General features: G+C 47.6%; 27 protein-coding genes and 4 tRNA genes. 24 read left to right on the top strand and 7 right to left on the bottom strand.

Annotated features, from left to right (window positions below):
• Positions 1-114: 114 nt before the first annotated feature.
• From uvrY to J3B89_RS11570, 7 genes are all read left to right on the top strand, one after another.
• The gene (uvrY, locus tag J3B89_RS11600) at positions 115-759 is read left to right on the top strand and encodes a UvrY/SirA/GacA family response regulator transcription factor (RefSeq protein ID WP_215397724.1); all 645 of its coding nucleotides are present in this window, start codon (positions 115-117) and stop codon (positions 757-759) included.
• Complete coding sequence (gene uvrC / locus J3B89_RS11595) at positions 759-2,576, top strand: excinuclease ABC subunit UvrC (protein ID WP_215397723.1); 1,818 nt, start codon at positions 759-761, stop codon at positions 2,574-2,576. The genes uvrY and uvrC overlap by 1 nt, the downstream gene beginning before the upstream one ends.
• A gap of 33 nt (positions 2,577-2,609) precedes the next feature.
• A complete protein-coding gene (pgsA, locus tag J3B89_RS11590; RefSeq protein ID WP_215397722.1) occupies positions 2,610-3,164 on the top strand; it encodes a CDP-diacylglycerol--glycerol-3-phosphate 3-phosphatidyltransferase in 555 nt (184 codons plus the stop codon).
• A 135-nt stretch (positions 3,165-3,299) separates the two neighbouring features.
• Positions 3,300-3,375 (top strand) — tRNA-Gly (locus J3B89_RS11585).
• 30 nt (positions 3,376-3,405) lie between these two features.
• Positions 3,406-3,479, top strand: a tRNA-Cys gene (locus J3B89_RS11580).
• A gap of 65 nt (positions 3,480-3,544) precedes the next feature.
• A tRNA-Leu gene (locus J3B89_RS11575) sits at positions 3,545-3,631 on the top strand.
• A gap of 31 nt (positions 3,632-3,662) precedes the next feature.
• Positions 3,663-3,738, top strand: a tRNA-Gly gene (locus J3B89_RS11570).
• A 111-nt stretch (positions 3,739-3,849) separates the two neighbouring features.
• Here the strand turns inward: J3B89_RS11570 and J3B89_RS11565 are convergent.
• Both J3B89_RS11565 and J3B89_RS11560 read right to left on the bottom strand, forming a co-directional pair.
• A complete protein-coding gene (locus J3B89_RS11565; RefSeq protein WP_215397721.1) occupies positions 3,850-5,292 on the bottom strand; it encodes an SLC13 family permease in 1,443 nt (480 codons plus the stop codon).
• Between the two features lie 53 nt (positions 5,293-5,345).
• Positions 5,346-6,104: a pseudouridine synthase gene (locus tag J3B89_RS11560; protein WP_215397720.1), complete on the bottom strand. Its 759-nt coding sequence runs from the start codon at positions 6,102-6,104 to the stop codon at positions 5,346-5,348.
• 100 nt (positions 6,105-6,204) lie between these two features.
• Here J3B89_RS11560 and J3B89_RS11555 point away from each other — a divergent pair, with 100 nt between their 5' ends.
• Complete coding sequence (locus J3B89_RS11555; RefSeq protein ID WP_215397719.1) at positions 6,205-7,164, top strand: aldo/keto reductase; 960 nt, start codon at positions 6,205-6,207, stop codon at positions 7,162-7,164.
• Positions 7,165-7,243: 79 nt separating this feature from the next.
• Here J3B89_RS11555 and J3B89_RS11550 read toward each other — a convergent pair whose 3' ends face one another.
• The gene (locus tag J3B89_RS11550) at positions 7,244-9,307 is read right to left on the bottom strand and encodes a hypothetical protein (RefSeq protein ID WP_251372378.1); all 2,064 of its coding nucleotides are present in this window, start codon (positions 9,305-9,307) and stop codon (positions 7,244-7,246) included.
• A 317-nt stretch (positions 9,308-9,624) separates the two neighbouring features.
• On the bottom strand, positions 9,625-11,259 hold the full coding sequence (locus J3B89_RS11545; RefSeq protein ID WP_215397717.1) for an electron transfer flavoprotein-ubiquinone oxidoreductase: 1,635 nt from the start codon (positions 11,257-11,259) through the stop codon (positions 9,625-9,627).
• A 201-nt stretch (positions 11,260-11,460) separates the two neighbouring features.
• Here J3B89_RS11545 and J3B89_RS11540 point away from each other — a divergent pair, with 201 nt between their 5' ends.
• From J3B89_RS11540 to J3B89_RS11495, 10 genes are all read left to right on the top strand, one after another.
• Positions 11,461-12,210, top strand: coding sequence for an electron transfer flavoprotein subunit beta/FixA family protein (locus J3B89_RS11540; protein WP_215397716.1), 750 nt, complete (start codon positions 11,461-11,463; stop codon positions 12,208-12,210).
• A complete protein-coding gene (locus J3B89_RS11535; protein WP_215397715.1) occupies positions 12,210-13,136 on the top strand; it encodes an electron transfer flavoprotein subunit alpha/FixB family protein in 927 nt (308 codons plus the stop codon). Before J3B89_RS11540 ends, J3B89_RS11535 begins: the two co-directional genes overlap by 1 nt.
• A gap of 115 nt (positions 13,137-13,251) precedes the next feature.
• The gene (locus J3B89_RS11530) at positions 13,252-13,749 is read left to right on the top strand and encodes a GNAT family N-acetyltransferase (protein ID WP_215397714.1); all 498 of its coding nucleotides are present in this window, start codon (positions 13,252-13,254) and stop codon (positions 13,747-13,749) included.
• A gap of 254 nt (positions 13,750-14,003) precedes the next feature.
• Complete coding sequence (locus tag J3B89_RS11525; protein WP_215397713.1) at positions 14,004-14,627, top strand: hypothetical protein; 624 nt, start codon at positions 14,004-14,006, stop codon at positions 14,625-14,627.
• Positions 14,628-14,717: 90 nt separating this feature from the next.
• Positions 14,718-15,158: a hypothetical protein gene (locus J3B89_RS11520; protein ID WP_215397712.1), complete on the top strand. Its 441-nt coding sequence runs from the start codon at positions 14,718-14,720 to the stop codon at positions 15,156-15,158.
• A 175-nt stretch (positions 15,159-15,333) separates the two neighbouring features.
• Complete coding sequence (locus J3B89_RS11515; RefSeq protein ID WP_215397711.1) at positions 15,334-15,750, top strand: hypothetical protein; 417 nt, start codon at positions 15,334-15,336, stop codon at positions 15,748-15,750.
• 80 nt (positions 15,751-15,830) lie between these two features.
• Positions 15,831-16,217 (top strand): hypothetical protein, encoded by a 387-nt coding sequence (locus J3B89_RS11510; protein ID WP_215397710.1) that lies wholly within the window; start codon positions 15,831-15,833, stop codon positions 16,215-16,217.
• 51 nt (positions 16,218-16,268) lie between these two features.
• Positions 16,269-16,958 (top strand): DUF2711 family protein, encoded by a 690-nt coding sequence (locus J3B89_RS11505; RefSeq protein ID WP_215397709.1) that lies wholly within the window; start codon positions 16,269-16,271, stop codon positions 16,956-16,958.
• Positions 16,959-17,060: 102 nt separating this feature from the next.
• The gene (locus J3B89_RS11500; RefSeq protein WP_215397708.1) at positions 17,061-17,354 is read left to right on the top strand and encodes a hypothetical protein; all 294 of its coding nucleotides are present in this window, start codon (positions 17,061-17,063) and stop codon (positions 17,352-17,354) included.
• A 175-nt stretch (positions 17,355-17,529) separates the two neighbouring features.
• A complete protein-coding gene (locus J3B89_RS11495) occupies positions 17,530-18,024 on the top strand; it encodes a hypothetical protein (protein ID WP_215397707.1) in 495 nt (164 codons plus the stop codon).
• Between the two features lie 136 nt (positions 18,025-18,160).
• Here the strand turns inward: J3B89_RS11495 and asnS are convergent, their stop codons facing one another.
• Positions 18,161-19,561 carry an asparagine--tRNA ligase gene (gene asnS / locus J3B89_RS11490; RefSeq protein ID WP_215397706.1) on the bottom strand — a complete coding sequence of 467 codons (1,401 nt, stop codon included), beginning with the start codon at positions 19,559-19,561 and terminating at the stop codon, positions 18,161-18,163.
• Positions 19,562-19,662: 101 nt separating this feature from the next.
• On the opposite strand from asnS, the gene J3B89_RS11485 reads away from it, so the two are divergent.
• A complete protein-coding gene (locus J3B89_RS11485; protein ID WP_215397705.1) occupies positions 19,663-20,037 on the top strand; it encodes a hypothetical protein in 375 nt (124 codons plus the stop codon).
• Positions 20,038-20,039: 2 nt separating this feature from the next.
• On the opposite strand, the gene bioA is transcribed toward J3B89_RS11485, so the two are convergent.
• Positions 20,040-21,311: an adenosylmethionine--8-amino-7-oxononanoate transaminase gene (bioA, locus tag J3B89_RS11480; RefSeq protein WP_215397704.1), complete on the bottom strand. Its 1,272-nt coding sequence runs from the start codon at positions 21,309-21,311 to the stop codon at positions 20,040-20,042.
• 106 nt (positions 21,312-21,417) lie between these two features.
• On the opposite strand from bioA, the gene bioB reads away from it, so the two are divergent.
• From bioB to bioD, 4 genes are read left to right on the top strand one after another with little or no spacing between them, the layout of a single operon-like run.
• Positions 21,418-22,458 carry a biotin synthase BioB gene (gene bioB, locus J3B89_RS11475; RefSeq protein ID WP_215397703.1) on the top strand — a complete coding sequence of 347 codons (1,041 nt, stop codon included), beginning with the start codon at positions 21,418-21,420 and terminating at the stop codon, positions 22,456-22,458.
• Positions 22,459-22,460: 2 nt separating this feature from the next.
• Positions 22,461-23,612, top strand: coding sequence for an aminotransferase class I/II-fold pyridoxal phosphate-dependent enzyme (locus J3B89_RS11470; protein WP_215397702.1), 1,152 nt, complete (start codon positions 22,461-22,463; stop codon positions 23,610-23,612).
• Positions 23,609-24,424: a methyltransferase domain-containing protein gene (locus J3B89_RS11465; protein WP_215397701.1), complete on the top strand. Its 816-nt coding sequence runs from the start codon at positions 23,609-23,611 to the stop codon at positions 24,422-24,424. Before J3B89_RS11470 ends, J3B89_RS11465 begins: the two co-directional genes overlap by 4 nt.
• Positions 24,414-25,112 carry a dethiobiotin synthase gene (gene bioD, locus J3B89_RS11460; protein ID WP_215397700.1) on the top strand — a complete coding sequence of 233 codons (699 nt, stop codon included), beginning with the start codon at positions 24,414-24,416 and terminating at the stop codon, positions 25,110-25,112. Before J3B89_RS11465 ends, bioD begins: the two co-directional genes overlap by 11 nt.
• A gap of 108 nt (positions 25,113-25,220) precedes the next feature.
• Here the strand turns inward: bioD and pepE are convergent, their stop codons facing one another.
• Positions 25,221-25,919 carry a dipeptidase PepE gene (gene pepE, locus J3B89_RS11455; RefSeq protein ID WP_215397699.1) on the bottom strand — a complete coding sequence of 233 codons (699 nt, stop codon included), beginning with the start codon at positions 25,917-25,919 and terminating at the stop codon, positions 25,221-25,223.
• Positions 25,920-26,062: 143 nt separating this feature from the next.
• Between pepE and htpX the strand changes: the two genes are divergently transcribed.
• Complete coding sequence (htpX, locus tag J3B89_RS11450; protein WP_215397698.1) at positions 26,063-26,926, top strand: protease HtpX; 864 nt, start codon at positions 26,063-26,065, stop codon at positions 26,924-26,926.
• Positions 26,927-26,936 lie beyond the last annotated feature (10 nt).

Raw genomic sequence — 26,936 nt, 5'->3', positions numbered from 1 at the left:
CTGCAACAGTATAAAACAGCACTTATTACTTTAATTTGTTTAGCAAAATGGCCGATGCTCGGCTATGCTAGACAGCTAGAATAATTCTAATATCCAGTAATCCGGAGAGCGAAATTGATTAACGTTCTGTTAGTTGATGATCATGAGCTTGTTCGTACTGGGATCAGTCGCATACTAATGGATGAGCGCGGTATCAAAGTGATTGGCGAGGCTGGCTCTGGCGAAGAAGCATTACAATTTTGCCGTCAACACGAACCCGATGTGGTGTTGATGGATATGAATATGCCCGGTATGGGCGGTATGACTGCGACCAAACGTATTTTACATTACTGCCCGGACATTAAAGTGCTGGCGTTGTCGGTATCCTGCGAAGAGCCGGTGCCGACTAAAGTAATGCAGTTGGGAGCGGCAGGGTTTATTTCAAAAAATTCACCGCCGCGTGAAATGGTGTCTGCAATACGCAAAGTGTATTCCGGTGCCCGGCATATTTCTGATGAAGTGGCACAGAAAATGGCCATGAGCAAAGTAAATAATCACAGCCAGAACCCGTTTGATGATTTATCAGATCGTGAGCTGCAAATCATGATGATGATTACGCAGGGACAAAAGGTGAATGATATTGCCGACCAACTGAATGTCAGTGCTAAAACGGTGAACTCATATCGTTACCGGATGTTTGAAAAGCTGGCAATCAGTGGTGATGTAGAGCTAACACATATGGCATTGCGTCATGGCATGATCGACATCGCAAAAGCCTGATGTTTGACGCTAAAACTTTTTTAAAACAGGTACCTCATCAGCCCGGCGTTTATCGTATGCTAAACGCCACGGAGCAGGTTATTTATGTTGGTAAAGCCAAAGATTTACGCGCCAGGCTTAGCAGTTATTTTCGCGCTAATGTAGACAGTATTAAAACCCGTTCTCTGGTTAGCCAGATAGAACAGGTGGAATATACCCTGACGCATAGCGAAACCGAAGCGCTGATCCTGGAAAACAACCTTATTAAGCAGTTTCTACCACGCTACAACGTATTACTGCGGGATGATAAATCTTACCCATATATTTTAATCAGCGATCATAAGCACCCGCGTATCAGTTCGCACCGGGGGCCACGTAAAAGTGCCGGCCAGTATTTTGGCCCTTACCCCAATGCCGGGGCAGTGTGGCAAAGCCTGAAAAGCCTGCAAAAAATTTTTCCCATCCGCCAGTGTGAAGATGGCTTTTACCGTGCCAGAACACGGCCTTGCCTGCAGTACCAACTGAAACTTTGCTCTGCTCCCTGTGTTGGAAAGATTTCTGATGAGGAATACCAGCAGCAGGTACGGCTGGCCAGTTTATTCCTGCAGGGCAAAGACCAGCAGGTTATTGATAACCTGGTACAACGGATGACGCAGGCCAGTGAAGCCCTGCAGTTTGAACAGGCTGCTCAGCTACGTGATAAGATTATTGCGTTGCGAAAAGTGCAGGAGCAGCAAAGCGTAAGCGGCGAGCATGATGAAATGGATATTATTGGCTTTGCTTATTCGCATGGTGTTGCCGCAGTGCACGTATTGTTTGTCCGGCAGCAAAAGGTGCTGGGCAGCAAAGCGTATTTTCCTAAAGTGCCGGCGGATACTGAAGAAAGCGAAATTCTCAGCGCTTTTTTACTGCAGTTTTATCTCGATGGTTATGGTACCCAGCAAATGCCGCGGGAAATTGTTATTGCCAAACCATTGCCGGAGGCCGACGCAGTGGCTGCTGCTATCAGCGAAATTGCCGGGCGTAAAGTACGTATTACTTATGCTCAGCGCGGCGAGAAAGCACAGTATCTTAGTCTGGCACAAAAAAATGCTCAGCTCTCTTGCGACAACAAGCAGTCACTTAGCCAGAAGATGGCGTTACGTTATCAACAATTACAACAGTTATTGCAGTTAGAGCAGCCGATCACGCGGATGGAATGTTTTGATATCAGCCATACGATGGGGCAGGCTACCATAGCCTCCTGTGTAGTGTTTGATGGGCAGGGGCCATATAAAGCAGAGTACCGCCGTTATAATGTTACCGGTATTACCGGTGGTGATGACTACGCCGCGATGCAGTTCGCGCTGGACAAGCGGTATACTAAGCTGCAGGATGCAGAAAAAATACCGGATATTATTTTTATCGATGGTGGGCAGGGGCAGTTAAATACCGCTATTGCACAGTTTGCTAACTGGCCGCATGCCAAAATACCGTTACTGGTTGGCGTGGCCAAAGGTACCAGCCGCAAGCCTGGTCTTGAAACCCTTATTCTGGCACAAAGCGGGCGCAGCATTAATTTGCCGGCCGATGCACCGGCTTTGCACCTTATTCAGCAAATTCGTGATGAGGCACACCGTTTTGCTATCACCGGACACCGTAATAAACGTGGCAAAGCATTAATTAAAAGCCCGCTGGAGCAGGTTAAAGGTATAGGTGAAAAACGGCGTCAGGCGTTATTGCAATATCTTGGTGGTTTACAGGGGGTGATGCGCGCTTCTGTTACCGAGCTTAGCTCAGTGCCGGGAATATCAAAGGTACAGGCAGAAAAGATTTACCATGCCTGTCATAACAAGTAGCATAGCGGCATACATGCCGTAGAGAATATTAAGATGTGGAATATTCCCAATCTGTTAACCCTGTTCCGACTGTTTCTGATCCCGGTTTTTATCTTATGTTTTTATTCAGGTACGGAAAACGCCCGCTTCTGGGCATCGTTTGTATTTTGTCTTGCCGCCATTACCGATGCACTGGACGGTTATCTGGCCCGTAAGCTGGAGCAGTCTACGCCGTTTGGCGCTTTTCTTGATCCTGTAGCAGATAAAGTGATGGTAGCGGTAGCGTTGGTGCTGATAGCGGTAGATAGCGTGTCGCTTTGGGTAACTATACCCGCCATTATTATGATTGGCCGCGAAATTGTCATTTCGGCGTTACGCGAATGGATGGCAGAGCTTGGCAAGCGGGCGAATGTGGCGGTATCTAATTTAGGCAAGTATAAAACTATTGCCCAAATGCTGGCGTTAATTGGTTTGATCTGGCGGCCGGAGTTCTGGCTGGTGAGCTGGTTTACGCCGGTAGGTATGCTGTTATTGTATGTTGCAACGGTACTGACAATATGGTCTATGTACAGTTACCTCAAAGCTGCATGGCACGATTTGATACATTAATAACTGTTTTTGTTGCTTATTAGCACAACTCAGTCAAATTTTAATCAGTCAGTCATAAAAGCAAAAATTTATTATTGACTGGCTGAATTAAAACAGTAGAATGCGTCTCGTGTTAAGGCACATGGCCATAACGACGCGAGTATAGCTCAGCTGGTAGAGCGCGACCTTGCCAAGGTCGAGGTCACGAGTTCGAACCTCGTTACTCGCTCCAACTCTTTCAAAGAGTGAAAATTGTTTGAATGGCGGGTTGGCAGAGTGGCCATGCAGCGGATTGCAAATCCGTCCACCTCGGTTCGACTCCGGGACCCGCCTCCATCACACAGTTTTATCTGGTAAAGCCAGAACAGTGGCAAACTAAAAGTAACACAATAAAGTTGTCTGCCCGGGTGGTGAAATCGGTAGACACAAGGGATTTAAAATCCCTCGCTCGAAAGGGCGTGCCGGTTCAAGTCCGGCCCCGGGCACCATTACTCATTAAGAGTAACTAACCAGATTTTCGCGAGTATAGCTCAGCTGGTAGAGCGCGACCTTGCCAAGGTCGAGGTCACGAGTTCGAACCTCGTTACTCGCTCCAAACATAAAAAACGCAGCTCTGTAGCTGCGTTTTTTATTGTCTACATTCTTCATTGCCTGCATTCTTTATTGTTGGCATATTGCCCATCCGTCGGCCGGGTGGGGTTAAAGCTTAAAAATCAAAAATATAACGCGCCAGAAATAACACGGCTAATGTAATCAGCACGATGGCTGCCAGGTTTAGCACCAGGCCGGCTTTTACCATATCAATGATTTTCAGCTTGCCGGATGCAAATACTATGGCATTGGGCGGGGTAGCTACCGGCATCATAAAGGCACAACTTGCTGCCACTGCTGCCGGGATCACCAGCATGGCGGCTGAGGTATCCAGCGATACAGCAACCGGGCCCAGTAATGGCAGAAATGCAGCTGCGGTGGCAGTATTGCTGGTGATTTCAGTCAGAAAAATAATCACAGTGGTTACCAGCACAATCAGCAAAACCAGATTAATGCTGCCTAGCTGGCCAATTTGTGTGGCGATATAAGCAGATAAGCCTGAATTGTCGATTTGTGTTGCCAGGGTTAAACCGCCGCCAAACAACAGCAATACACCCCAGGGGAGTTTCTGGCAATCTTCCCAGTTTAATATGCGCTGACCGGTTTTTAATGACACTGGCAAGATAAACAGCAAACTGGCGGCAAAGATAGCAATTAATGTATCGTCCAGTTTAATGCCGCTGATACTGCCAAGCGGCCCGCGAAATACCCAGAAAAAAGCGGCCAGTGAAAACACCATCAGCACTAACTTTTCTGCATTATGCATAATACCCAACGCGGATAGTTTTTGCCGGTATAACGTGCGGCTGTCTACTGACGGCATCTTGTCAAGCCGGAAATGAAATTGGGTCAGCCACAACCAGCATACCAGTAACAGGCTAATTGCCAGCGGCACACCAAACAGCATCCAGTCACTGAAACTGAGTTGTAACTGATAACTGCGCTCCAGGTAGGCGGCAAGCAGGGCATTAGGCGGCGTACCAATTAAGGTGGCGATACCACCAATGCTGGCAGCATAAGCAATCGACAGCAAAACGGCTTTGGCAAAATTATCATTGTTAATACCTTGCTCTTGCTGCATGGCAATAACAGACAAACCAATCGGCAACATCATTACTGCAGTAGCGGTATTAGACATCCACATAGATAGAAACGCCGTTACCAGCATAATACCTGCGATCTGCTGGCTGGGTTTAGTACCAACCAGTAGCATGGTTAACAGTGCGATGCGTTTGTGCAGGTTCCAGCGCTCCATAGCAATTGACAGTATAAAACCGCCAAGAAACAGGAAAATTAACGGATGAGCGTAGGGCGCTGTAACATTACCGATGCTATCGAGGCTGATAAGAGGCACTATTACAATAGGCAGCAAGGCTGTAACCGGTATGGGCACCGGCTCGGTTATCCACCAGAGCGCCATCCAGCAAGTCAGGCCGGTAATCAGCCAGGCATTTGCTGACATGCCGCTAAACCAGGGCTCTGATACTAAGGTCAGTAAAAACAATAGCGGCCCGCAGAGCAACGTAATATAAAACGGCAATTTAAACTGAATGTGCATAACGATTCCTGGTTGCGTTAATTATCCAAACGGCCTTAAGCATCAAAACTGCCTTAATCATCAAAGCTATCGTTGCCCGGTGCATTGTCTGCGGTTTTGCTGGAGCTTAGCAGTTGTGCTTCGAGCATCCGTATTTCAATATCGTCCAACAAACGCCATTGCCCGGGTTTTAAGCCAGCGCCACGAATATGCATAATGCGGGTACGTTTTAATGTTTGTACTTCATAGCCAAGGTACTCACACATCCGGCGTATTTGCCGGTTTAAGCCCTGGGTCAAAATAATAGAAAAACTCTGCTTAGAGCGTTGCTGCACCACACAGGGTAGGGTTACGGTATCAAGAATAGGCACGCCACGGGCCATCTGCTGAATAAAACGCTCAGTAATCGGCTTATTCACAGTAACCACATATTCTTTTTCATGCGCATTACCGGCGCGCAGAATTTTGTTGACGATATCACCATCATTGGTCAGAAAAATAAGGCCTTCAGAAGGCTTATCCAGCCGGCCTATCGGAAAGATGCGCTCCGGGTAGCGCACGGCATCAATGATATTGCCGTGAATATGCCGCTCTGTAGTACAGGTAATGCCTACCGGTTTGTTATATGCCAGATAAACCCGTTTCGGCTTGGCTTTTAATGGTTTACCGTCAATCAGTACCTGATCTGCGTCAGTAACTTTAAGGCCAACCGGCGCTACAGCGCCATTTACAGTAACCTGACCATTTTCAATAAATTTATCGGCTTCACGCCGTGAGCAAAAGCCCGTATCACTGATAAATTTGTTTAACCTGTACAAAGTGGCATCAGACATAACGCAGAAGTGTTCCGGTAGCATTTAATAATGGCGATAGTGTAGGGGTTCAGGCTGTTTTTCGCTACACTATCGCGGTATTTCATTGTCTGGAGTTATTATGATCCCTTTATCGCGGCATCTGCCTGGTATCAGTTCACTGGCGTTTGGTTGTATGGGGTTGGGCGGCAGCTGGGACAGCAATACCACCACAACAGAACAGCAAAACCATGCTTTTTCTGCTATTGATGCGGCACTGGCCAACGGCATTAACTTTTTTGATCACGCCGATATTTATACCCGTGGTAAAGCCGAGCAGGTATTTGGCCGCTATCTGGCTGCTGCACCGGCAAAACGCGCAGAGCTGTTTATCCAAACTAAATGTGCTATCCGCTTTGCCGACGAGCAGGGGCCGGGGCGCTATGATTTTTCCAAAGACTATATTATCCGTTCTGTGGAACAGAGCTTAACGCGGCTAAATACCGATTACCTGGATCTGTTGCTATTACACCGGCCTGATCCACTAATGCAGCCAGAGCTGGTGGCGCAGGCATTCGATCAATTAGTCCAGCAGGGCAAAGTGCGCCACTTTGGCGTGTCGAATATGGGCTGGGCGCAAATGCAGTGGTTGCAGTCGGCATTGTCTCAGCCATTGCTGGTGAATCAACTGCAAATGAGCCTGGCCGACATCGACTGGCTGGAGGAAAGTGTACTAACGGGTATGCCGCAGGGCAGCAACAGGCATTTTAGTTATGGCACTGTCGAATATTGTCAGCAACGGGGTGTGCAGCTGCAAAGCTGGGGCAGCCTGGCAAAAGGCGCCTTTAGCGGGGCACAAACACAAACCGACACTGAACGTGCCACTGCAGCGTTAGTGGCTCAGTTAGCCGGGCAATATCAGTGCAGCCGCGAAGCCATTGTACTGGCCTGGCTGATGCGGCATCCGGCCGCTATTCAACCGGTAATAGGCACCGCTAACCCGCAGCGCATAGCAGCCTGTGCCGGGGCTAGCCAGGTGCATTTAAGCCGTGAGCACTGGTATCAGTTGTATATCAGTAGCCGTGGCGCACCTTTACCTTAATGTCCGTCAGAACACCCTAATAGCAGATACAAAAAAGGTCTGGCACTAAAATGCCAGACCTTTTAGCTAAGCTGCCAGATTATTCTGCTGCGGCTTTTTTATGAGTTTGCGGGTTAAGTGAAATAACCTTGGTTTTACTGATCTTGTGCCGGTAAATTTCGCGCAGGTACTTAATGGCTTTTTTCACGCTGTCGCGGCTTAAGCGGATATCATTAATTGAGACAAATTTGTCTTTATTATGAATAAGTTCGCGGTATTTTTTCTCGTACATTGGCTTAATGGCATACCAGTTAGTGTCAAGTATTTTGGCCGGGTTTTCAAATTCGTGCAGCATTTTATCCAGTGCTTCTTCGTCAAAATGTTCGGCGCGGATAAACTCAAGCATTGCATGGTCCAACTGCTCGTCAAAGCGATAGTTATCTTTGGCAAAACAGCGTTTAATAAAGGCGACAATCAGGGTTAAAAAGTCGTCGCTTAAGCAGGGGCTTTTCACAATCAGCGTTGTCAGTGAAATGTTGGCTGAAGCACCAATAACCAGTGCATAGCGTTTTAGTGTGGTGTTGGGAAACAACGCATTTAAGTGCGATTTAAGCCGGTTTAAATCCATATAAGACAGTTTATAGTCTTTCGGTAGTGACACTATAGATACCACTGACGAGCAATTTTTAAAGAAATGCAAATCTTTGAGTTCGGCAGCGTTATAGCCATTTTTTACATAGCTGGCCAATGTTTCACGGTAACGGCCGGATTCAATCGGCAGCAGGCTGATACCCTCAATGGCCTGGGTTACTTTATTAAAGTGTGGCAAATCGATAGAGCGGAAAAACAGGTCATCAATATTTAAACCGGTGCCGGTTTTTTCAAACAGTTTAAGTTTCTCTGCGTTGCTGCTATCACCTGGTATTACAGACTCAGCGTAGGCCACGGCAACGGGGCCGGCCAGGCTCATAAATAAATCATTGGCGTCAAGGCGGATAGTTTCACCGATATCGATACCGGCACGGCGGAAATAGTTTTCGTCGTAATCTGTGGTTACGGCCTGCGCGGTCAGAATATTAAAAATTTGCTGCGAGATGTACTGATTGGCATATTTCTCCATGGCATTAACGTCGATATGCTGAATGCCGCCGTCATCGGTTTCTTCGGCGTAACGCATAATATCATTGGAGATCAGCATCATGGCATTCCACGGCCGGATACGGTGCATTACGCTGGATTCGCTGCTGTCTTCGTTATCAAAGTTGTAAGAAAAATCCCACTCTTCAGCCAGGTATTTGCACAATAAGCGCCCGGCATTGATATGCAGTGCTTCAGACATTTCCACGCCATGATCAGAAATGTTCGGCAAAATACATATACCGCTGGTAAAGATTGGTTCAAATACAAAGGAATGGCCACGGTTTTCTTCGTCTTCGCCGGTCATCCGGGTGTCAAAGGTTTTACTCATGTAGGCATACTGCTGAGCTAAACCAAATTCAGATGCCATACCTGAGCCTGTACCACCGCCGGCACTGAAAATATAAAAGTATAATCTGGATTGATTAGCTTTAATGCCACAGGAGTCAATCAGGTAAGAATGAATGTATTTCCATTCGGCATTGGCAAAGCGCTGGGTGTCTTTGTTAAGAATAATTTTTGCCAGATACTGGCCAAGAATAGGGGCGTTACCGGCACCTCCGGCATGTACTTCAGACAGGTCCATAATTTTCATTTTGGTGTAATCATGCAAAAAGCCGCTTTTCTCGCCCTTATGTGAAAAGCGGATGCGGCCTTCGATGTCTTTGTCCAAATCGCCAAGCATTACCAGTGGTTCAATTAAAAACACCGGTTTTACCGCCTGTGTATTTGATAAGTTCAGGCTGCGTTTAATCCAGCGCATGGGCCGGTATTCCTGTTCACGGGTTTGCTTTTCTTCGTTGTTAAATTCGTTCAGGTAAAAATTACGCGCGTTATAAACCAGTGAGGCGACATCCAGCGCAATATTCGAGCCACAGCGGCCAAGGCCTATCAGGCATACTGATGGAAAGTTTTGCTGCTTCCTGCTGGCTATTTCGTTGTCAGGGTTAACCAGCGGAAAAACGCTGCTGCGTAGTGCATCAAGATTCGTCAGAATTTTATTCAGATCGCGCTCAGTAAAATACATATACCGATCGCTGGCGAAAGAGGGGGGCAGAGTGGGTGGTGAATTTTTTTTCGGCGTGTTTTTAACGATTACTACATCATCTTGTACGGTGCGTTCCGTATTTATTTTATTTGTCATCACACTACTTCCTGTCTCTGGCGAAGCCTTTCCGCGGTTAATTTAAACAATACCCATACCAAAGGTAGTTGTTGTTTAAAATTAATACAATGAAAAACTTAAAAACACCAGTATATAAACAGCAAATATCAGTAAATTAAAATGTAGTAGATAAAACAGCGCCTTAACACGAAATTCGGCCGGGCGCTGTCGGTTTATTGTTACATATTGGGATAGTTAGGCCCACCAGCGCCTTCGGGGGTTACCCAGGTAATATTTTGCGACGGATCTTTAATATCACAGGTTTTACAATGAATGCAGTTTTGCGCATTTATCTGAAACTGCGGCTCATTATTTTCGTTTTGTATAATCTCATATACCCCTGCCGGACAATAACGTTGCGCCGGTTCATTATACTTGGGCAGGTTAACGCTAACCGGGATCTGGCTATTAGCCAGTTTAAGGTGGCAGGGTTGTTCTTCTTCGTGGTTGGTGTTGGATAAATACACCGAAGATAACCGGTCAAAACTCAGCACATTGTCTGGTTTAGGGTAGTTGATAACCGGGGCCTCGCTGGCGAGCTTCAGTTGGGCGTAGTCATGGCTGTTATCTTTTAGGGTAAACGGAAATTTACCGCCAAACCAGTTTTGCTCCAGTGTATTAAAGGCGCCGCCCCAGAAGGTACCAAACTTATGCATTGCTGCGCTAAAGTTGCGCGAGCGGTATAACTCGTCATACAGCCAGCTGTTTTTTATGGCATCGGCAAAAGTGGTCAGATCTTGCCCGCCTTCGTCAGCACTGTTAATAGCGTTAAACAGCGTTTCAGCGGCCAGCATGCCGGATTTCATTGCCGTGTGGTTGCCTTTAATTTTAGCGCCGTTAAGGGTGCCGGCGTCACACCCAATCAGCAGGCCGCCGTTAAAGCTCATTTTGGGCAGGCTGTTCAGGCCACCTTTGGCAATAGCACGGGCACCATAACTAACGCGTTTGCCGTTACTAAGGTACTGGCTGATCACCGGGTGCTGTTTATAGCGCTGAAATTCTTCAAACGGATTTAAATGCGGGTTGCTGTAGCTAAGGTCAACAATTAAGCCAACCACAATTTGCTGGTTTTCCGCATGATATAAGTAGCCACCACCGGCAGTATCAGTGGTTAACGGCCAGCCGGCAGAATGCACTACCAAACCGGCGTGATGTTTGGCCGCAGGGATATCCCAGATTTCTTTAAAACCAATGGCATAATGCTGCGGTGATTTACCTTCATCCAGTTTAAAGTGCTTAATCAGCTGCTTACCCAAATGGCCGCGGCAGCCTTCTGCAAACACGGTGTACTTTGCACGTAGCTCCATACCGGGCACATAACTGTCTTTGGGCTTGCCGTGTTTATCCAGCCCCATATCACCAATAACAATGCCTTTTACCACGTTGTTTTCAATCAGTACTTCGCTGGCAGCAAAGCCGGGAAAAATTTCCACACCCAGTTGCTCGGCCTGCTGTGCCAGCCAGCGGCAAAGGTTAGCCACCGATACAATATAGTTGCCACTGTTATGCATGGTTTTCGGCACCGCAAAGCCCGGTAGTTTTGTTGCGCTTTTGGCATTTTTCAGCAGGTAAATATCATCATGGGTCACAGGCACGGTTACCGGCGCACCTTGTTGTTGCCAGTCGGGTAATAGTTCATTTAGCGCCCGGGGCTCGAACACCGCGCCAGATAAAATATGCGCACCTACTTCAGAGCCTTTTTCAACTAAACAAACGCTGAGTTCTTTTGCTGCCGCTTTGGCTTGCTGCATCAAACGGATAGCAGCAGACAGCCCGGCCGGGCCACCACCTACTATAACTACATCGAATTCCATTGATTCTCTTTCCACAGCCCTGGCCTCTTGGAGTTTATTATTTACAGCTTACACTGCTTTTATCATGCTGTTTAGGGTATTGCAGGTTGACGTTAACGTCAACAGTAAGTAGATTGTGGCAAACCAAAGCGTGCTAGCTTTACCTTAACGTAAACCTGTGGCAAAACTGCTTGTCTGTTGCAGGAAAAGAATGGGGAATATATGAAAATACTGGTGCCGGTGAAACGGGTAATAGATTACAACGTAAAAGTACGGGTAAAGGCTGACCAATCAGGTGTTGATCTGGCTAACGTGAAAATGGCGTTAAACCCCTTTTGTGAAATTGCGGTAGAAGAAGCGGTACGGCTGAAAGAAGCCGGTAACGCAACAGAAATTGTGGTTGTGTCTATTGGCACCAGCACGGTGCAAGAGCAACTGCGTACTGCGTTGGCATTAGGCGCAGATCGTGCGCTGCACATTGAAACAGATCAAAACCTGGATTCATTACAGGTGGCAAAGCTGCTGGCCAAAGTGGTAGCAGATGAACAGCCTGGCCTGGTTATTTTAGGCAAGCAGGCGATTGATTCCGACAACAACCAAACCGGCCAGATGCTGGCAGCATTAACTGGTATGGGGCAGGGTACTTTTGCTTCTAAAGTACAACTGGCTGATGGCAAAGTGCAGGTTACCCGTGAAATAGACGGCGGCTTACAAACGGTAGAGCTGCCGCTGCCGGCAGTAGTATCGACAGACTTACGCTTAAACGAGCCGCGCTATGCTTCGCTGCCTAATATTATGAAGGCAAAGAAAAAGCCGCTGGATGTTAAAGCCGCCGACAGCTTCGGTGTAAGTTTAAACTCTAATGTCACGCTGCTAAAAGTGGTACCACCGGCAACCCGGCAGGGCGGTATCAAGGTGGAATCAGTAGCAGAGCTGGTAGATAAGTTAAAGCATGAAGCGAAGGTGATCTGATGGCTATTTTAATTATTGCAGAGCATAACAACCAAAGCCTGAAGAGCGAAACCCTTAAAGTGGTGCAGGCTGCCACCGCTATTGGTGGTGACATTACCGTGTTGGTAGCCGGTTTTAACAGTACAGCAGCGGCAACCGAAGCGGCGGCAATTGCTGGCGTAACAAAGGTACTGCATGCGGATAACGCTGCCTACGAGCATCAACTGGCAGAAAATATTGCTGCTTTGGTCACTGAGCTGGGTAAAGGCTACAGCCATATTCTGGCGGCAGCGACCACCACCGGCAAAAACTTCCTGCCACGCGTAGCGGCTATGTTGGATGTAGCACAAATTTCTGATGTCATTGCCATTGAAAGCGCTGATACCTTTGTCAGGCCAATTTATGCCGGCAATGCCATTGCTACAGTAAAATCTGCTGATGCCATTAAAGTGCTTACCGTGCGCCCGGCTGCATTTGGTGAAGCGAAAACCGGCAACAACGCCCCGGTTGAAACCTTAACGGCGGTGCATGATGCCGGTATCTCACGCTTTGTAACCCAGGAGCTGACAAAATCTGAGCGCCCTGAGTTAACAGCCGCCCGGGTGGTGATCTCTGGTGGCCGTGGTATGCAAAATGGCGAAAACTTTGCGTTACTCAATGGCATTGCCGATAAGTTAGGTGCTGCCATTGGTGCCTCGCGCGCAGCGGTAGATGCGGGCTTTGTACCAAACGATATGCAGGTTGGCCAAACCGGTAAAATTGTAGCGCCAGAGCTGTATATAGCAGTGGGTATTTCCGGTGCTATTCAACACCTTGCCGGTATGAAAGACTCTAAAGTTATCGTAGCAATTAACAAAGATGCCGAAGCGCCAATCTTCCAAATTGCCGATTACGGCCTGGTAGCCGACTTATTTACCGTGCTGCCAGAGCTCGAACAGCAACTCTGAACCTAGCAAGTATGCGATAAAGCCAGCATCTTGCTGGCTTTTTGCATTTTAGCCCTTGTTGATTGCAACTAAACCCCCTTAAGATAATTGCCTGTATATTGTGAAGGACGCCATTATGCCTGCTGTGATCCGTCATGCTGAACCCGCTGACATTGACGCTATTAAAGCTATTTATGATCAACCCAGTGTGTATGCTAATACGCTGCAGCTGCCTTATCAGCCGGTGGCAAACTGGCAAAGGTTATATACCGCCGGTGCCGGTTTTTATAATCTGGTGGCCGAGGTAGAAGGTAAAGTAATAGGTCAGCTCGGGTTACAGGTATGCCAAAACCCACGCCGCCGCCATGTAGCCGAGCTTGGTATGGGCGTGTCGGAAGAATATCAGGGGCAGGGTATTGGCTCGGCGCTATTACGCTCAGCGTTAGAAATGGCCGACAACTGGCTGAATATCCGCCGTATGGAGCTTACTGTTTACACTAGCAACGAAGCAGCAATAGCGTTGTACGAACGCTTTGGTTTTGAAGTAGAGGCAGAGCTAACCGATTTTGCTTTTCAATACGGTAATTATGTCAATGCCTTATGTATGGCGCGTATCAATACCGGTTCTGTTTGAATATAAAAAAGCCAGTCGGTTTAACGGGCTGGCTGCTCTAAGCGGAGTTAAACACTCCGCCCCGCCAAAACAGCTGATATATTCTGTTTACACAGCACATATATATGTTGCGCATGCAAAATACATTCGCTAAGTTAACTGCGTACTACAGTGAGGCACCGAAATATAGCGCACGCTTGTTTTTCAATAAATTATTGCTTCCTGTGTGGTAGCATGAAGAATGAGCATGCTTAAAAATGAAATAGGAGTAAACATTGAAAAAGGTGTTTTGGCTAATTTATGCCGTTCTGAACATAGCTCTAATATTATTAAGCGTATACTATTTGATATCAAATAATGCATTTTCTATATTAAGTATATTTAGCTCTGTTTTTTCAATAATCTACCTGATTGGTTTGTTTGGTTATATTTTTGAAAAGCGAGTATGGACGGCAGTCATCTGGCGAAGATTTTTTTACTTAATTTGTTTTGGAACTGCACTTATGTTCACGGTAGGAGTCTTTTCCAGTATAGAACATGCCTTAATAGATGCGATATTCGGATCAGTTTTTTCTATCCCAATGATTTTTGCTTTATACCAGTACAGCAAGGCTGAACAAAGCTTTTGGATAAATACCGAAGAAAATACTAAAGGAAATATTATCAGTGCTTTGATGGACAAAGTTCCAGAGCTGGAAATAGAAAAGCAGGTTGGGCTGGCAAGAGCAAAAGTTCAGATTACAAAAGATTGTAATCAGTATACTGTGAAGATCACCAGGGTGACTGCAGATGAGCAGGAGTCATTCAAAAATACGTTCTCGCACCCTGGGCAGTTAGCAATTTTTATTGAGCAATATACATTTATTAAAGTCGCTGATTTTGAGAGTAAGTATGCATAACACGCGTCACAGTCTGCGACTGCTTCAGCTGGACCTCAATTGCCGTGGGGTTCGGCCTGTACTATGAGCGTTAACGAGAGATAGTTATTCATGAACAGATTAAATGCGTTGTTGTCGATTGCTGTAATTAACACCATATATGTGCTAATGGCCTTCGGAACTTATTACGTACACCGAAATATTGGAGATAATGGATTTTGGTTTACATTGATAATTGCTGTCTTTGGGGTGTTGTGCGGATGGATGATCGGTGTTTTATCATCGCCAGTAGATGCTAGTGAGTCAAAAGCTTTCACAAAGTATGCTGCAGTTATATCGGCGTTTTTATCTGGTTACCTGTTCACAAAGATCGATAGTGTAATTGTAGAATTTAGCCAGAATCTACTCTCTAACCCTGTTTACGGGCTGAGAGCAGTAATATATACATCATGCCTGATTTCAGGCTTGCTAATTATGTACATATTGCGCGCTTACCTGCATGGCGAAGCATCAGCTAATAAGGAAGTTCAGCCAACGCATAATACACGCTGATGATTTCGGCATTATTTTCTCGGAGGGAATGTTGAAAGTATTCATCGACCATAATATTTGGGATGAATTGTTCGCGCGAAAATTAGATTTAGAGTGTTTTTTCCCTACTGAGCAATTCACATTTTATGTTACCAAACATGGAAAGTATGAAGTACAGCAGACTCCGGAGAGTTGTATGGAGTTGAAGGAGTATATAAACCGCTACTTAGATTCTTTGGTAAAAGTAGATGCAATGTTTGGTTTTCATAATTCGAATTTACCACCAGATCAACAACGCTCAGGCGGATTTGGAATAGGTAGATTTAGCAATAAGACTAATGAGCTGTTTCGAAAAAATCTAAATCAAAAATTTGGAACTAGTCAAAAGCGCAAATCTACGCAAATTTTTTATAAGCAGGAAGCTGATATAGAACTAGCTGTTAGATCGTTGATATACCCTGTGCTGACACTGGATATCAAGCCTGGCCCTCTAAAAGAGGCGCAAGAACAAGGGGGCAAAGTAATACTACTCGAGCGTCAGTTTATAAAGCCACTGTCGAACAGTGATTTTGTGAGTTATATAAAGTCTAGATTGAATGAAGTGCAGACATAAAAGTAAACAGGTCAGATAAAAATTACGTCCTTTGGGCTCGACTCGCAACCAGTTGCGGGCGTTATATGCCCGAGTTACCCATGATCAGTAGACTTTCAATTGACATGAAACGGGGTCAGGTAAAAGTTGTTGAAGCGCTATCGAAACATCAAGTAATAAACAGCAGGATTATGCTTAAACTAAAATTTATTGCGGCTGCAATCAGCATCTTGGGCTTGGCGGTTTTCGGTTTTTTCGCAAACGAAGCCCGAAAAGAAGTGTATTACCTTTGCGGTAATTTTAGTAAAGGCACTTCTTACTCAAGTGTAATCCGGCAATTAAACACGGTTAATTTATCGGAGTACAAAGTAGAAAACTTGCCGCAGGGTAAACGTGTTATTCACAGTAGCGCACTGCATTTTCACTTGCTTAGCTGCGATATAGAATTTAGCCCGCAAGAAAAAGTTGTTGCTGTGTCATATGGTTAAACATAATAAAATCAGTTGTATACGACTATGCATTCATAGGTGAAGTGCGTAATGACAGATAGGGTTATACCAACACCGGAGAAGTTTGCGTCTTGTCCTTATGACGAGAAGATTCTCCCGTTCTATAGTGGACAGTTTGACTGCGTGTATGTACTGTTGCATCCATTTTTCAAGCCTGCAAACATTGATATTAAACGATTTAGCCCGCCAACGTGGCCCAGTAAGCGAGAAATCATTGATGGATGTCATCCTGTCAGTTGGCATGAAGTCCTCGAGTTGACAGGGCTGAAAACGCTATCAGATATAGATATCGGCCTGAGGACCAGTATTGGCGGCATAAAGAAAGAATTGGCAAACAAAACCATTTCAGACAAGCTCGCCGAGCTGAAAGATCAAAGTATCTTCCAACCAGAGGAAGGTGATCTGCCGCCGCTACTTGAAAACAGGGTATTAAATGCAGTCAAAGAGCTTGGCCATAGTTGGCTTTGGGTTGGTAACGAGTTCGGTACAGAAAGGAAACTGCATTGGATTGACGATTTGATTGCAAAAGATGAAATACCTACTCATGGTTGTGTGTTTACTCACGACCATAGCTTGCTGGTTACGACACATTGGGATAGTCACTGCTCTTTTCTGTGCTCTTCGAGGAAGGTCATTGAGAGAATACTATCCCTGGAGCCATTTGAAGGGTTTTATTGCACACGAGAAACAGAAGTGTACTGGGGAGCATATGAAATATAAAGCCAAGTACTGCGGCAGCTTTTCTGTGGCGGTTTCGGCTAATTTACAAAGCTGCGAGTGTTGGCTGCGTTATGCACTACGAAACAAATAAGGAGTATTGAAATGATTTCATTGATTGTTGGGTTGGTTATAATTGCAATAATGGGTTTTTTACCCAGTTTGATTCTCGTGTTTCTCTTTAATAAGTTCATTTATCCTGCTTATTTTATACCAAAAAAATCAGCCTTAATTGGCACGGTGATAGGTTTTTTAGTTTCTTTAGTTTTGGGCTATATTGGCTTAGGTATTTTAGGTGCGTATGTAATAATCTGCCTTATTTCATCCGCTATTACTTCATTAATGTTTTTTGCCTACAAGTACTTCAAATATAAATCAAGCTCAAATAATAATGCATAACAAGATCTTGAACTCGCCCGCAGGGGAGAGCTGGGTCAGTAACCCGGCGACGCGCTCGATATTCTCGCAGCTGTGTTTCTGTCCATTAAGTGAAAGTTATGTGTTGATGGAGTTTGAGTAATGGATATAACACTAACGCTTGTCGCTGTTTGCTGTGTTAGGCTTCAGGAAAACTATGCTGTCTGAATCGCAACAAGTTGAAACGTATAAAGTGCTTGGTTTAGTTGCCATGTACTCAGGCGGCGAGCACAAAGTCGCATGGGCAATGTCATTGCTGGTGCAAGGTGTTGATACAAAAAATCTCGCTGTGTTGGCAACGTTTATTCAGCCTCTAAATGAGTTTGAAGTGGAAGATTACTTTCGACGAGTTTTACGAGAGCTCGGTATACGTCAACCTTGCGCTGAAGAAGCGATAGAAGGTTATGCAAAAGCCTTGGCAAAAGAGGTCATTGATGGAGAGCTTGCTCCAGAAGCAGGTGCTTCCAAGATCTACCAAGCCAATGTACAAGCCGGATATCCTGAGTCGTTTGGCGAATATACAGTGTTGGACGATGAATGGTACTGCGAATGTATTAACGGGTGGTCAAAACAACAAAGACGGGAAGAGATAATTAAAGCTTGCAGGGAGACATATGCAGCACTCCGGTACCCTGATGTCTTTACAGACTAACAAATATGAACTTTCCCGTAGTCACCGGTGAAACCACTTTTCCATCAGTGTTAGTGGTATGAAAACGAGTACTGTGAGCAATAAAAAAGGCGCTGTTTAAAGCGCCTTTTTTGCATGCTGTGTATTGCGGGAGTTATTAAAACTCAGCGTTGCCTGGTGTACGCGGGAAGGCGATAACGTCGCGCACGTTACCTACACCGGTAACGTATGACACTAAACGCTCAAAACCTAAACCAAAACCGGCGTGTGGCACTGTGCCGTAGCGGCGCAGGTCGCGGTACCAGCTGTAGTCTTCTTTATCCAGGCCCATTTCTGCAAGGCGCTTATCAAACTCTTCCAGGCGCTCTTCACGCTGGCTGCCACCGATAATTTCACCAATGCCGGGTGCCAGTACGTCCATTGCCGCTACCGTTTTGCCGTCGTCATTTAAGCGCATATAAAAGGCTTTAATGTCTTTCGGGTAGTTTTGCATAATGATCGGCGCGCCGATGTGCTCTTCAGCCAGGTAGCGCTCGTGCTCAGATTGCAAATCGACACCCCATTCCACAGGGTATTCGAATTTCTTACCGCAGGTTTTTAAAATTTCGATAGCGTCGGTGTAATCCATCCGTACAAAAGATGAATCAACTAACTGCTGTAACCGGGTTACTGCTGATGGGTCGATACGCTCGGCAAAAAAGGCCATATCATCGGCGCGCTCGGTCAGTACCGCTTTACATACGTACTTCAGCATATCTTCTGCCAATTGGGCGATGTCTTTAAGCTCCGCAAAGGCTACTTCCGGTTCAATCATCCAGAATTCCGCTAAGTGGCGGCTGGTGTTGGAGTTTTCGGCACGGAAAGTAGGGCCAAAGGTGTAAATTTTTGACATGGCACAAGCATAGGTTTCGCCGTTTAACTGGCCGGATACGGTTAAGAAGGTTTCTTTACCGAAGAAATCTTTGCTGTAATCAATATTGCCTTTGTCGGTACGTGGCAGGTTTTCCAGATCCAGCGTACTGATGCGGAACATTTCACCGGCGCCTTCAGCGTCTGAGCCGGTAATAATAGGCGTGCTGATCCAGTAATAACCCTGCTCATGGAAAAAGCGGTGTACCGCCTGGGCTAAACAATGCCGCACGCGGGTAACGGCACCCATAATGTTGGTGCGGGCGCGTAGGTGGGCGTGTTCACGCAGGTATTCCATGCTGTGGCGCTTCGGTGCCATAGGGTAGGTGTCCGGGTTTTCTACCCAGCCTAATACTTCAACCGCAGCAGCTTGCAGTTCAAAAGCCTGGCCCTGGCCTTCAGAACGTGCCACAGTGCCGGTAACGGCTACAGAGCATGATGTTGTCAGGCGTTTTACTTCAGCTTCATAATTGGGTAAATCTGAAGGAGCTACGGCCTGTACCGCATCAAAACAGCTGCCATCATGAATAGCTAAAAAGGAAATACCTGCTTTTGAATCGCGGCGGGTGCGGATCCAGCCTTTAACGGTGATAGACTCACCAATGGCATAGCGACCGGCTAAAACATCTTTAATAACGGCATGCGTCATGCATCAAACTCCAGAGGGTGTAAACTTAGCAAACTGCGTAAAGCCTGTAATGATACTGAGCCAAACGCACAACACAAGTAAAAGTTATCAGGACTTTAAAATTGATCACAGAGCAGGAAAAGCCAGAAAAATATGAGCGCCGTCATGGGCCGGATATACTGTGCCGGGCTTTTGGCTGGCTGGCGATAACCGGTTGGATATTGTTTATTGCCGGTTTGGTAGTAGCGCATTATGCCAGCCCGGAGCTGGATACCGGTTTAGTGCGCTATTGGGGTATTGAGGTTCGTAGCGACTGGCACCCCAGGTTAACGGTATATTTGCAGTATTTGCTGTGGGCAGTGGCATTTTTCAGCGGTTTGAGTTTAATACTTAACCGCTTGCGTTTGCGCCGCCGCGGCGATCACCTGCATTTTAATATCATTATATTGCTGCTTAGCAGCATGGGTTTGCTGTTGTACTTATATTTGCAGGTTTGAGTTTATACTCCGGCGACCAATCGCATGGCTGCAGTAAGCTGGCTTAACTGCTCAGGGCGGATAATAAAAGGCGGCATCACGTAAATCAGGTTATTAAACGGCCGGATCCACACTCCCAGCTTAACAAACTGCTGTTGCAGGGCGCCAACATCTACCTTGTTATGCATTTCCAGCACGCCTATAGCGCCTAGTACTCGCACATCTTTTACTAACGGCGAGTGACGGCAGGCTGCCAGCTCCTGCTGTAATTGTGCTTCAATTGCGGCTACCTGCTGTTGCCAATCGCCTTTGGCAATCAGCGTTAAACTGGCACTGGCAACGGCGCAGGCCAGCGGGTTAGCCATAAAAGTGGGGCCATGCATTAAACCACCGGCCTGGCTTAAGCTAATGCCGCGTGCCACTTCATCAGTGCACAGTGTGGCCGCCAACGTAATATAACCACCGCTAAGCGCTTTACCCACACACATAATATCCGGTTGAATACCGGCATGCTCACAGGCAAATAACTTGCCGCTGCGGCCAAAGCCGGTGGCAATTTCATCGGCAATCAGCAGTACTTTATATTGATCACATAAGGCTCTGACACGGCGTAAATATTCCGGGTGGTAAAAGCGCATACCGCCGTAACCCTGTACTATAGGTTCTAAAATCAGCGCGGCAATTTCGTGGTGTTTTTCTGCCAGCAGTTGCTGCAACGGGGCGATGTCGGTGTGCAGAAACTCACCATCAAACCGGCTTTGCGGCGCCGGTAAAAAATAATGCTGTGGTAGCAAGGCGGCAAACATATCGTGCATGCCATCTACCGGATCGCACACCGCCATAGCGGCAAAGGTATCGCCATGATAACCCTTACGTAAACTTACCAGCTTTTGCTTTTGCGGTGTGTTGCTTGCCAGCCAATACTGCAGCGCCATTTTAATCGCTACTTCTACCGCGATAGAGCCGCTGTCGGCGAGAAATACCTTAGTTAAATTTGGCGGCACCATACTCAGCAGTTGTTTACATAAATCAACCGCCGGCTGATGGGTAATACCACCAAACATTACATGCGCCATTTTACTAAGCTGCGCTGTTACCGCAGCATTCAGGGCGGGGTGGTTATAACCATGTACGGCTGACCACCAGGATGCAGTGCCATCAATTAACCGCTGACCATTTTCCAGCACCAGCTCAGAGCCCTCAGCGGCCACCACCGGATACACCGGTAACGGGTTTTGCATTGAGGTATAAGGGTGCCAGATATGGCTGCGATCAAAAGCTAAATCAATGCTCATTATTTAACCTGTAGTAAAGTTTTAATTCTGGTCAGCGTTGACAACGCCAAGGTGGCGGTTAGACTAGCCGAAAACACCTTTAACCTCAATTTAAACAGGGATTTTTATGCAGGCTGTTGTCCGCCACAACTGGACCCTCGCGCAGGTCAATGCACTTTATGCGCTGCCATTTAACGATTTATTGTTTCAGGCGCAAACGGTACACCGCCAGCACTTTAAACCGAATGAAGTACAGGTAAGCACCTTATTATCGATTAAAACCGGTGCCTGCGCAGAAGACTGCAAGTATTGCCCGCAAAGCGGCCACTACAATACCGGGCTGGAGCGCGAGCGTCTGCTGGAAGTGGAGAAAGTGTTAACCCAGGCCAAAGCCGCTAAAGACAAAGGCGCCAGCCGTTTTTGTATGGGCGCCGCCTGGACTAACCCGAAACAGCGCGATATGCCGTACATTATTGAAATGGTACAGGGCGTAAAAGCCATGGGGCTGGAAACCTGTATGACATTGGGTATGTTAACCGGTGAGCAGGCGAAAACCCTGGCCGGGGCCGGGCTGGATTACTACAACCATAACCTGGATACGTCACCGGAGTTTTACGGCGAAATTATCACTACCCGTACCTATCAGGACCGCTTAGACACCTTAAGCCATGTGCGCGATGCCGGTATGAAAGTATGCTGCGGTGGTATTCTGGGCATGGGCGAAAGTGCTAACGATCGCTCAGCGCTGTTAATGCAACTGGCTAATTTGCCGGAGCACCCGGAGAGTGTACCTATTAATATGCTGGTAAAAGTAGCCGGTACACCGCTTGAGAACGTTGACGATTTAGATGCCTTTGAGTTTATCCGCACTATTGCGGTGGCGCGTATTATGTTGCCGCAAAGTCATGTGCGCTTATCGGCCGGCCGCTCACGCATGAACGAGCAAATGCAGGCGCTGTGTTTCTTTGCCGGGGCTAATTCTATTTTCTACGGCGATAAACTGCTGACTACCGATAACCCGGAAGCCGATGCCGACATGCAACTGTTTGCCAAACTGGGCATTAAACCGGAGCAGCGCCACGATGTGTCTGATGAGGCGCATGAACTGGCACTGGCCGATGCGATAAAAGAGCAGGCGAATCCGCCGCTGTTTCACGCGGCGCAGTAAGTATGCCGCAGGCTAAGCTGGCGCAGTTAAGCCAGGCGCTTGAGCTGCGCAGAGCACAACAGCTGCTGCGCAGCCCGGTAACACTTGAACACTACAACGGCCGTCAGCTGGTTGTTGCCGGAAAAAGTTACCTTAATTTTTCCGGCAATGATTATCTTGGCCTGGCCACAGCACCGCAGGTGTTGCAAGCTTTTGCTGACGGCGCGGCACAGTTTGGCGCCGGCAGCAGCGGCTCGCCATTGGTTACCGGCCAGCATGCGGTGCATCAGCAGCTTAGCGACAGCTTAGCCGATTGGCTGGGGGTAGAGCGGGTATTGCTGTTTTCCTCCGGTTTTGCCGCCAACCAGGCCATGCTGCTGACGTTAAGCAATAAAAGCGACACCCTGCTGCTGGATAAACTTAGCCATGCGTCATTAATTGATGCCGCACTACATAGCGAGGCCGGTTTTAAACGTTTTGCCCATAATGATATATCTGCCCTGCAGCTGTTAATTCAGCAATATGAACAGCCGGTGGTGGTAACAGAGGGCGTATTCAGTATGGACGGCGATAGCCCCAACTTAGCAGCCATGTTGGCGTTGTGCCACAGCTATGGCGCGCCGCTATTGCTGGATGATGCCCACGGTTTGGGCGTGCTGGGGCCTGAGGGTAAAGGCACTGCGGCAGCGCAGGGCATTGCACAGAGCGAGCTGTTTTGCACTATGGCTAACTTTGGTAAAGCATTGGGGCTTGGCGGCGCTTTTGTTGGTGGCAGTAAAACAGTGATCGATTATATCGAACAGTTTGGCCGCCATTATATTTACAGCACAGCCTTGCCACCGCCACTTTGCGCTGCCGTACTAAAAAGCATTCAGCTGTGCCGGGCTGACAGTTGGCGGCGTGACAAACTACACAGCAATATCGCTTTGTTTCGCACTCTGGCAGGAGATCTGCCTTTGCTTAATTCGCACAGTGCCATTCAGGGCCTGGTATTGGGTAGCAGCGAGCGAGCTTTAGCTGTCAGTCAGCAGTTAAAACAACAGGGCATCTGGCTTAGCGCCATTCGCCCGCCTACAGTGCCGCAGGGCAGTGCCCGTTTACGTATTACATTGAGTGCGGCGCATACGGCGGAAGATATTACATTGTTGCTGCAACAATTAAGGCAGGTGCTATGACAGCGGCTATCGCTGCACCGGAGTTTATCCGTCAGGTGGCACACAGTTTTGGTAAAGCCTGCGACAGCTATTTACCGGCGGCCCGTTTACAGCAGCAGGTTGCACTGGATGCGCTGACATTGCTGCCTGCCGACAAACAGGGGCATTTGCTTGATTTAGGCTGCGGCCCGGGCTGGATCCATCCGCGCTTTGCTGCCTATTGCCGCCATTTTACCGCGGCAGATTTAAGTGCCGGTATGCTGGCAAAAGCCGCAAGCCAGCAGTTAGCCCCGCATTTAACTACAACCTTAACTACAGCCTATGTGCAAGCCGATGCACAGCAATTGCCATTGGCAGCACACAGTGTTGATAAGCTGTTTTCCAGCTTAATGTTGCAGTGGTGCCCAAAACCGGCCGCAGTATTTGCTGAAATAGACCGCGTACTAGCGCCTGGTGGCCGGGTAGTGCTGACGACCCTGGTTGATGGCACTCTGGCAGAGCTGAAGCAGGCATTTGCCAGCCTGGATCAACAGCAACATGTAAACCGCTTTTTGCCTGCTGCTGAGGTAATTGCTGCCGCAAAACCGGTCAGCACTGTTCGCTGGCAGTTTGAACAACGTTGTTACCCGCTGTTTTATCCGGACGTTATCAGCCTGGCGCGCGAGTTAAAAGCGTTGGGTGCAAATCAGGTTGCCGGGCGGCAAAGCCGCGGTTTAACCGGCAAGGGCTACTGGCAAAATCTGGCCGCTGCTTATGACAACAATCGTACCGCCCTGGGTTTACCGGCTAGTTATCAGGTATTGATTATCAGCGGGTATAAAAATGCCAGTTAACCGCTGCTTTATTACCGCTACTGATACCGACGCCGGCAAAACTTATGTCACTAGCTTGTTATTGCAGGGCTTTAAAACGCTTGGCAGCATAGCAGTAGGCGTAAAGCCAATAGCGGCGGGGGCTGACGACCAGGGGTGTAATGGTGACGCGTTACTGCTACAGCGGCACTCTGGTATCGCGTTACCTTATAGGGTGATTAATCCAGTCTGTTATCAGGCGCCGGTGGCACCGCATCTGGCGGCTATTACTGAGCAGTTGCCGATTAACGAAGCGCAGTTAAATGCGGCCTTGGCACAGTGGCAACAATTACCGGTGCAGCAATTATTAATTGAAGGTGCAGGCGGTTGGTTATTGCCGATAAACCATCAGCGTTATCTGGCCGATTGGGTGGCCGATAGGCAGTTACCGGTGGTGCTGGTGGTAGGCATGAAACTGGGCTGTTTAAACCATGCCATGCTAACGGTACGCGAGATTGAGCGCAGTGGCTGCAAGCTGTTGGGCTGGGTAGCGAATTGTATTGACCCGGATATGGCGCTGCTGGAGCAAAATATTGCTGATTTACGCCAGCGTATCACTGCGCCTTGTTTAGGGGTTGTACCTTTTGCGCCGGCCCCTTCGCAGTATCAGCAGTTGGCAATAGAGCTGGCTACACAACTTTGCACCAACGCCGGTTACAACACCCGATAAGCTCGCCACAGCAACTCGCTACCGCTTGTGCGTCCGCTCAGACACTCTGTGTCGAGCTTATCGGGTATTCTAACCTCTGGGTTTCAGCAGTTGGTGGTTATCGCATTACTACAAAAACTCAGTTAAATCGCTGTTTTCTGCCAGGGGTGTTTTATTACCGCCAACAAACAGATAACCGCCGCCTGTACCGAGTAAGGTCAGGTTGTTGCCACTGCGTTTTAGTGCGGTACCTTCTGGCAGGGCAATAATGGGCGTGGCCGGATGCAACTGCATAAACTCCGCTAAGCGCATATCGCGGGTTTCACCGTGAAAACCCTCCGGTTTATAGTCGGTGTAATGCGGGTTTAACTGCAGCGGTAACAGGTTTAGCGCATTAAACGAAGCCGGCTCTATAATCGGCATATCGTTGGTGGTGCGAATGGTTGCGCCTGCAATGTTTGAACCGGCACTCCAGCCAATATAGGGTACACCTTCGGTTACGCGTTTCTTAATGAGCTGCACTATATCCTGTTGATATAACTGATAAAGCAGATGAAAAGTGTTGCCACCACCAACGGCAATAGCCTGCGCTTGCGTTACAGCCTGGCGCGCATCAGCAAACTGATGAATGCTGCGCACCTTAATGCCCTGTGGCGCCAGTGCCTGCTGCACGGTGGTCAGATATGCATCATAGCTAATACTGATGCCGGCGTAAGGGATAAACAGCAGTTCATCTATACCGCTTAAATGCTGCGTAAGCCACGCCATATAAGGGGCCAGATAAGCGCTGTTATTAGCGCGCGAACTGCTCAGTAGTAGTAATTGCATGGCTAACTCCTTCATGTTGCTGCCATTGTAGCCAAAAGCTCTACGGCAGACACCTTTTCTTACAAATAATCTGTGCTGATTAAATTGAAAATGGCCCCCAAGCCCATATAGTACAAAGCAGTAAAGCAACCGAGGCAAGCAGTATGAAAAGAATCGTTTTATTTTTAGCCACCAACCTGGCGGTTATTCTGGTGCTGAGCATAGTGCTCAATATCGTGTTCAGTTTCCTTGGTGTTGATCGCAGCAGTATTGGGGGTTTACTGGTATTTGCTGCAATATTTGGTTTTGGCGGCTCTTTTATATCCCTGGCGATGTCAAAGTGGATGGCAAAACGTTCTACCGGTGCGGTAGTGATTGAGCAACCCCGCAATGCTACCGAACAGTGGTTAATGAATACCGTAGCCCGCCAGGCGAAAGCTGCCGGTATTGGTATGCCGGAAGTAGCAGTGTACGACTCGCCGGAAATGAATGCTTTTGCCACCGGCATGAACCGTAATGATGCTTTAGTTGCCGTAAGTACCGGTTTGCTGCGCAATATGCGTGAAGACGAAGTAGAAGCCGTGCTGGCACACGAAGTGTCGCACATTGCCAACGGCGATATGGTTACACTGACACTGATTCAGGGCGTGGTAAACACCTTTGTTATTTTCCTCGCCCGCTTAGTGGCAGGCATGCTGAATAATAACAGCAATAATAACCAGGGCGGCGGTATCGCTTATTTTGCTACTGTTATTGTGCTGGAAATGGTATTTGGCGTACTGGCCAGTATTATCGTGATGTGGTTCTCACGCCAGCGTGAGTACCGGGCTGATGCCGGCGCGGCCAAGCTTGAAGGCGGGCCAAATAAAATGATCGCTGCACTGGAACGGTTAAAGTATAACCACGAAAGCCGCCTGGAAGGCAGCATGATGGCTTTTGGTATTGCCGGTGGTGCCGCTAAATCTGAACTGTTTTTAAGCCACCCGCCGCTGGAAAAGCGTATTGCAGCACTGCGCGGACGTTTTTAACTACATCTGT

Origin of the sequence: Rheinheimera oceanensis (assembly GCF_018831085.1) — a bacterium.
GTDB classification, from domain to species: domain Bacteria; phylum Pseudomonadota; class Gammaproteobacteria; order Enterobacterales; family Alteromonadaceae; genus Alishewanella; species Alishewanella oceanensis.
This window is presented reverse-complemented; position numbering and strand designations above follow the sequence as displayed.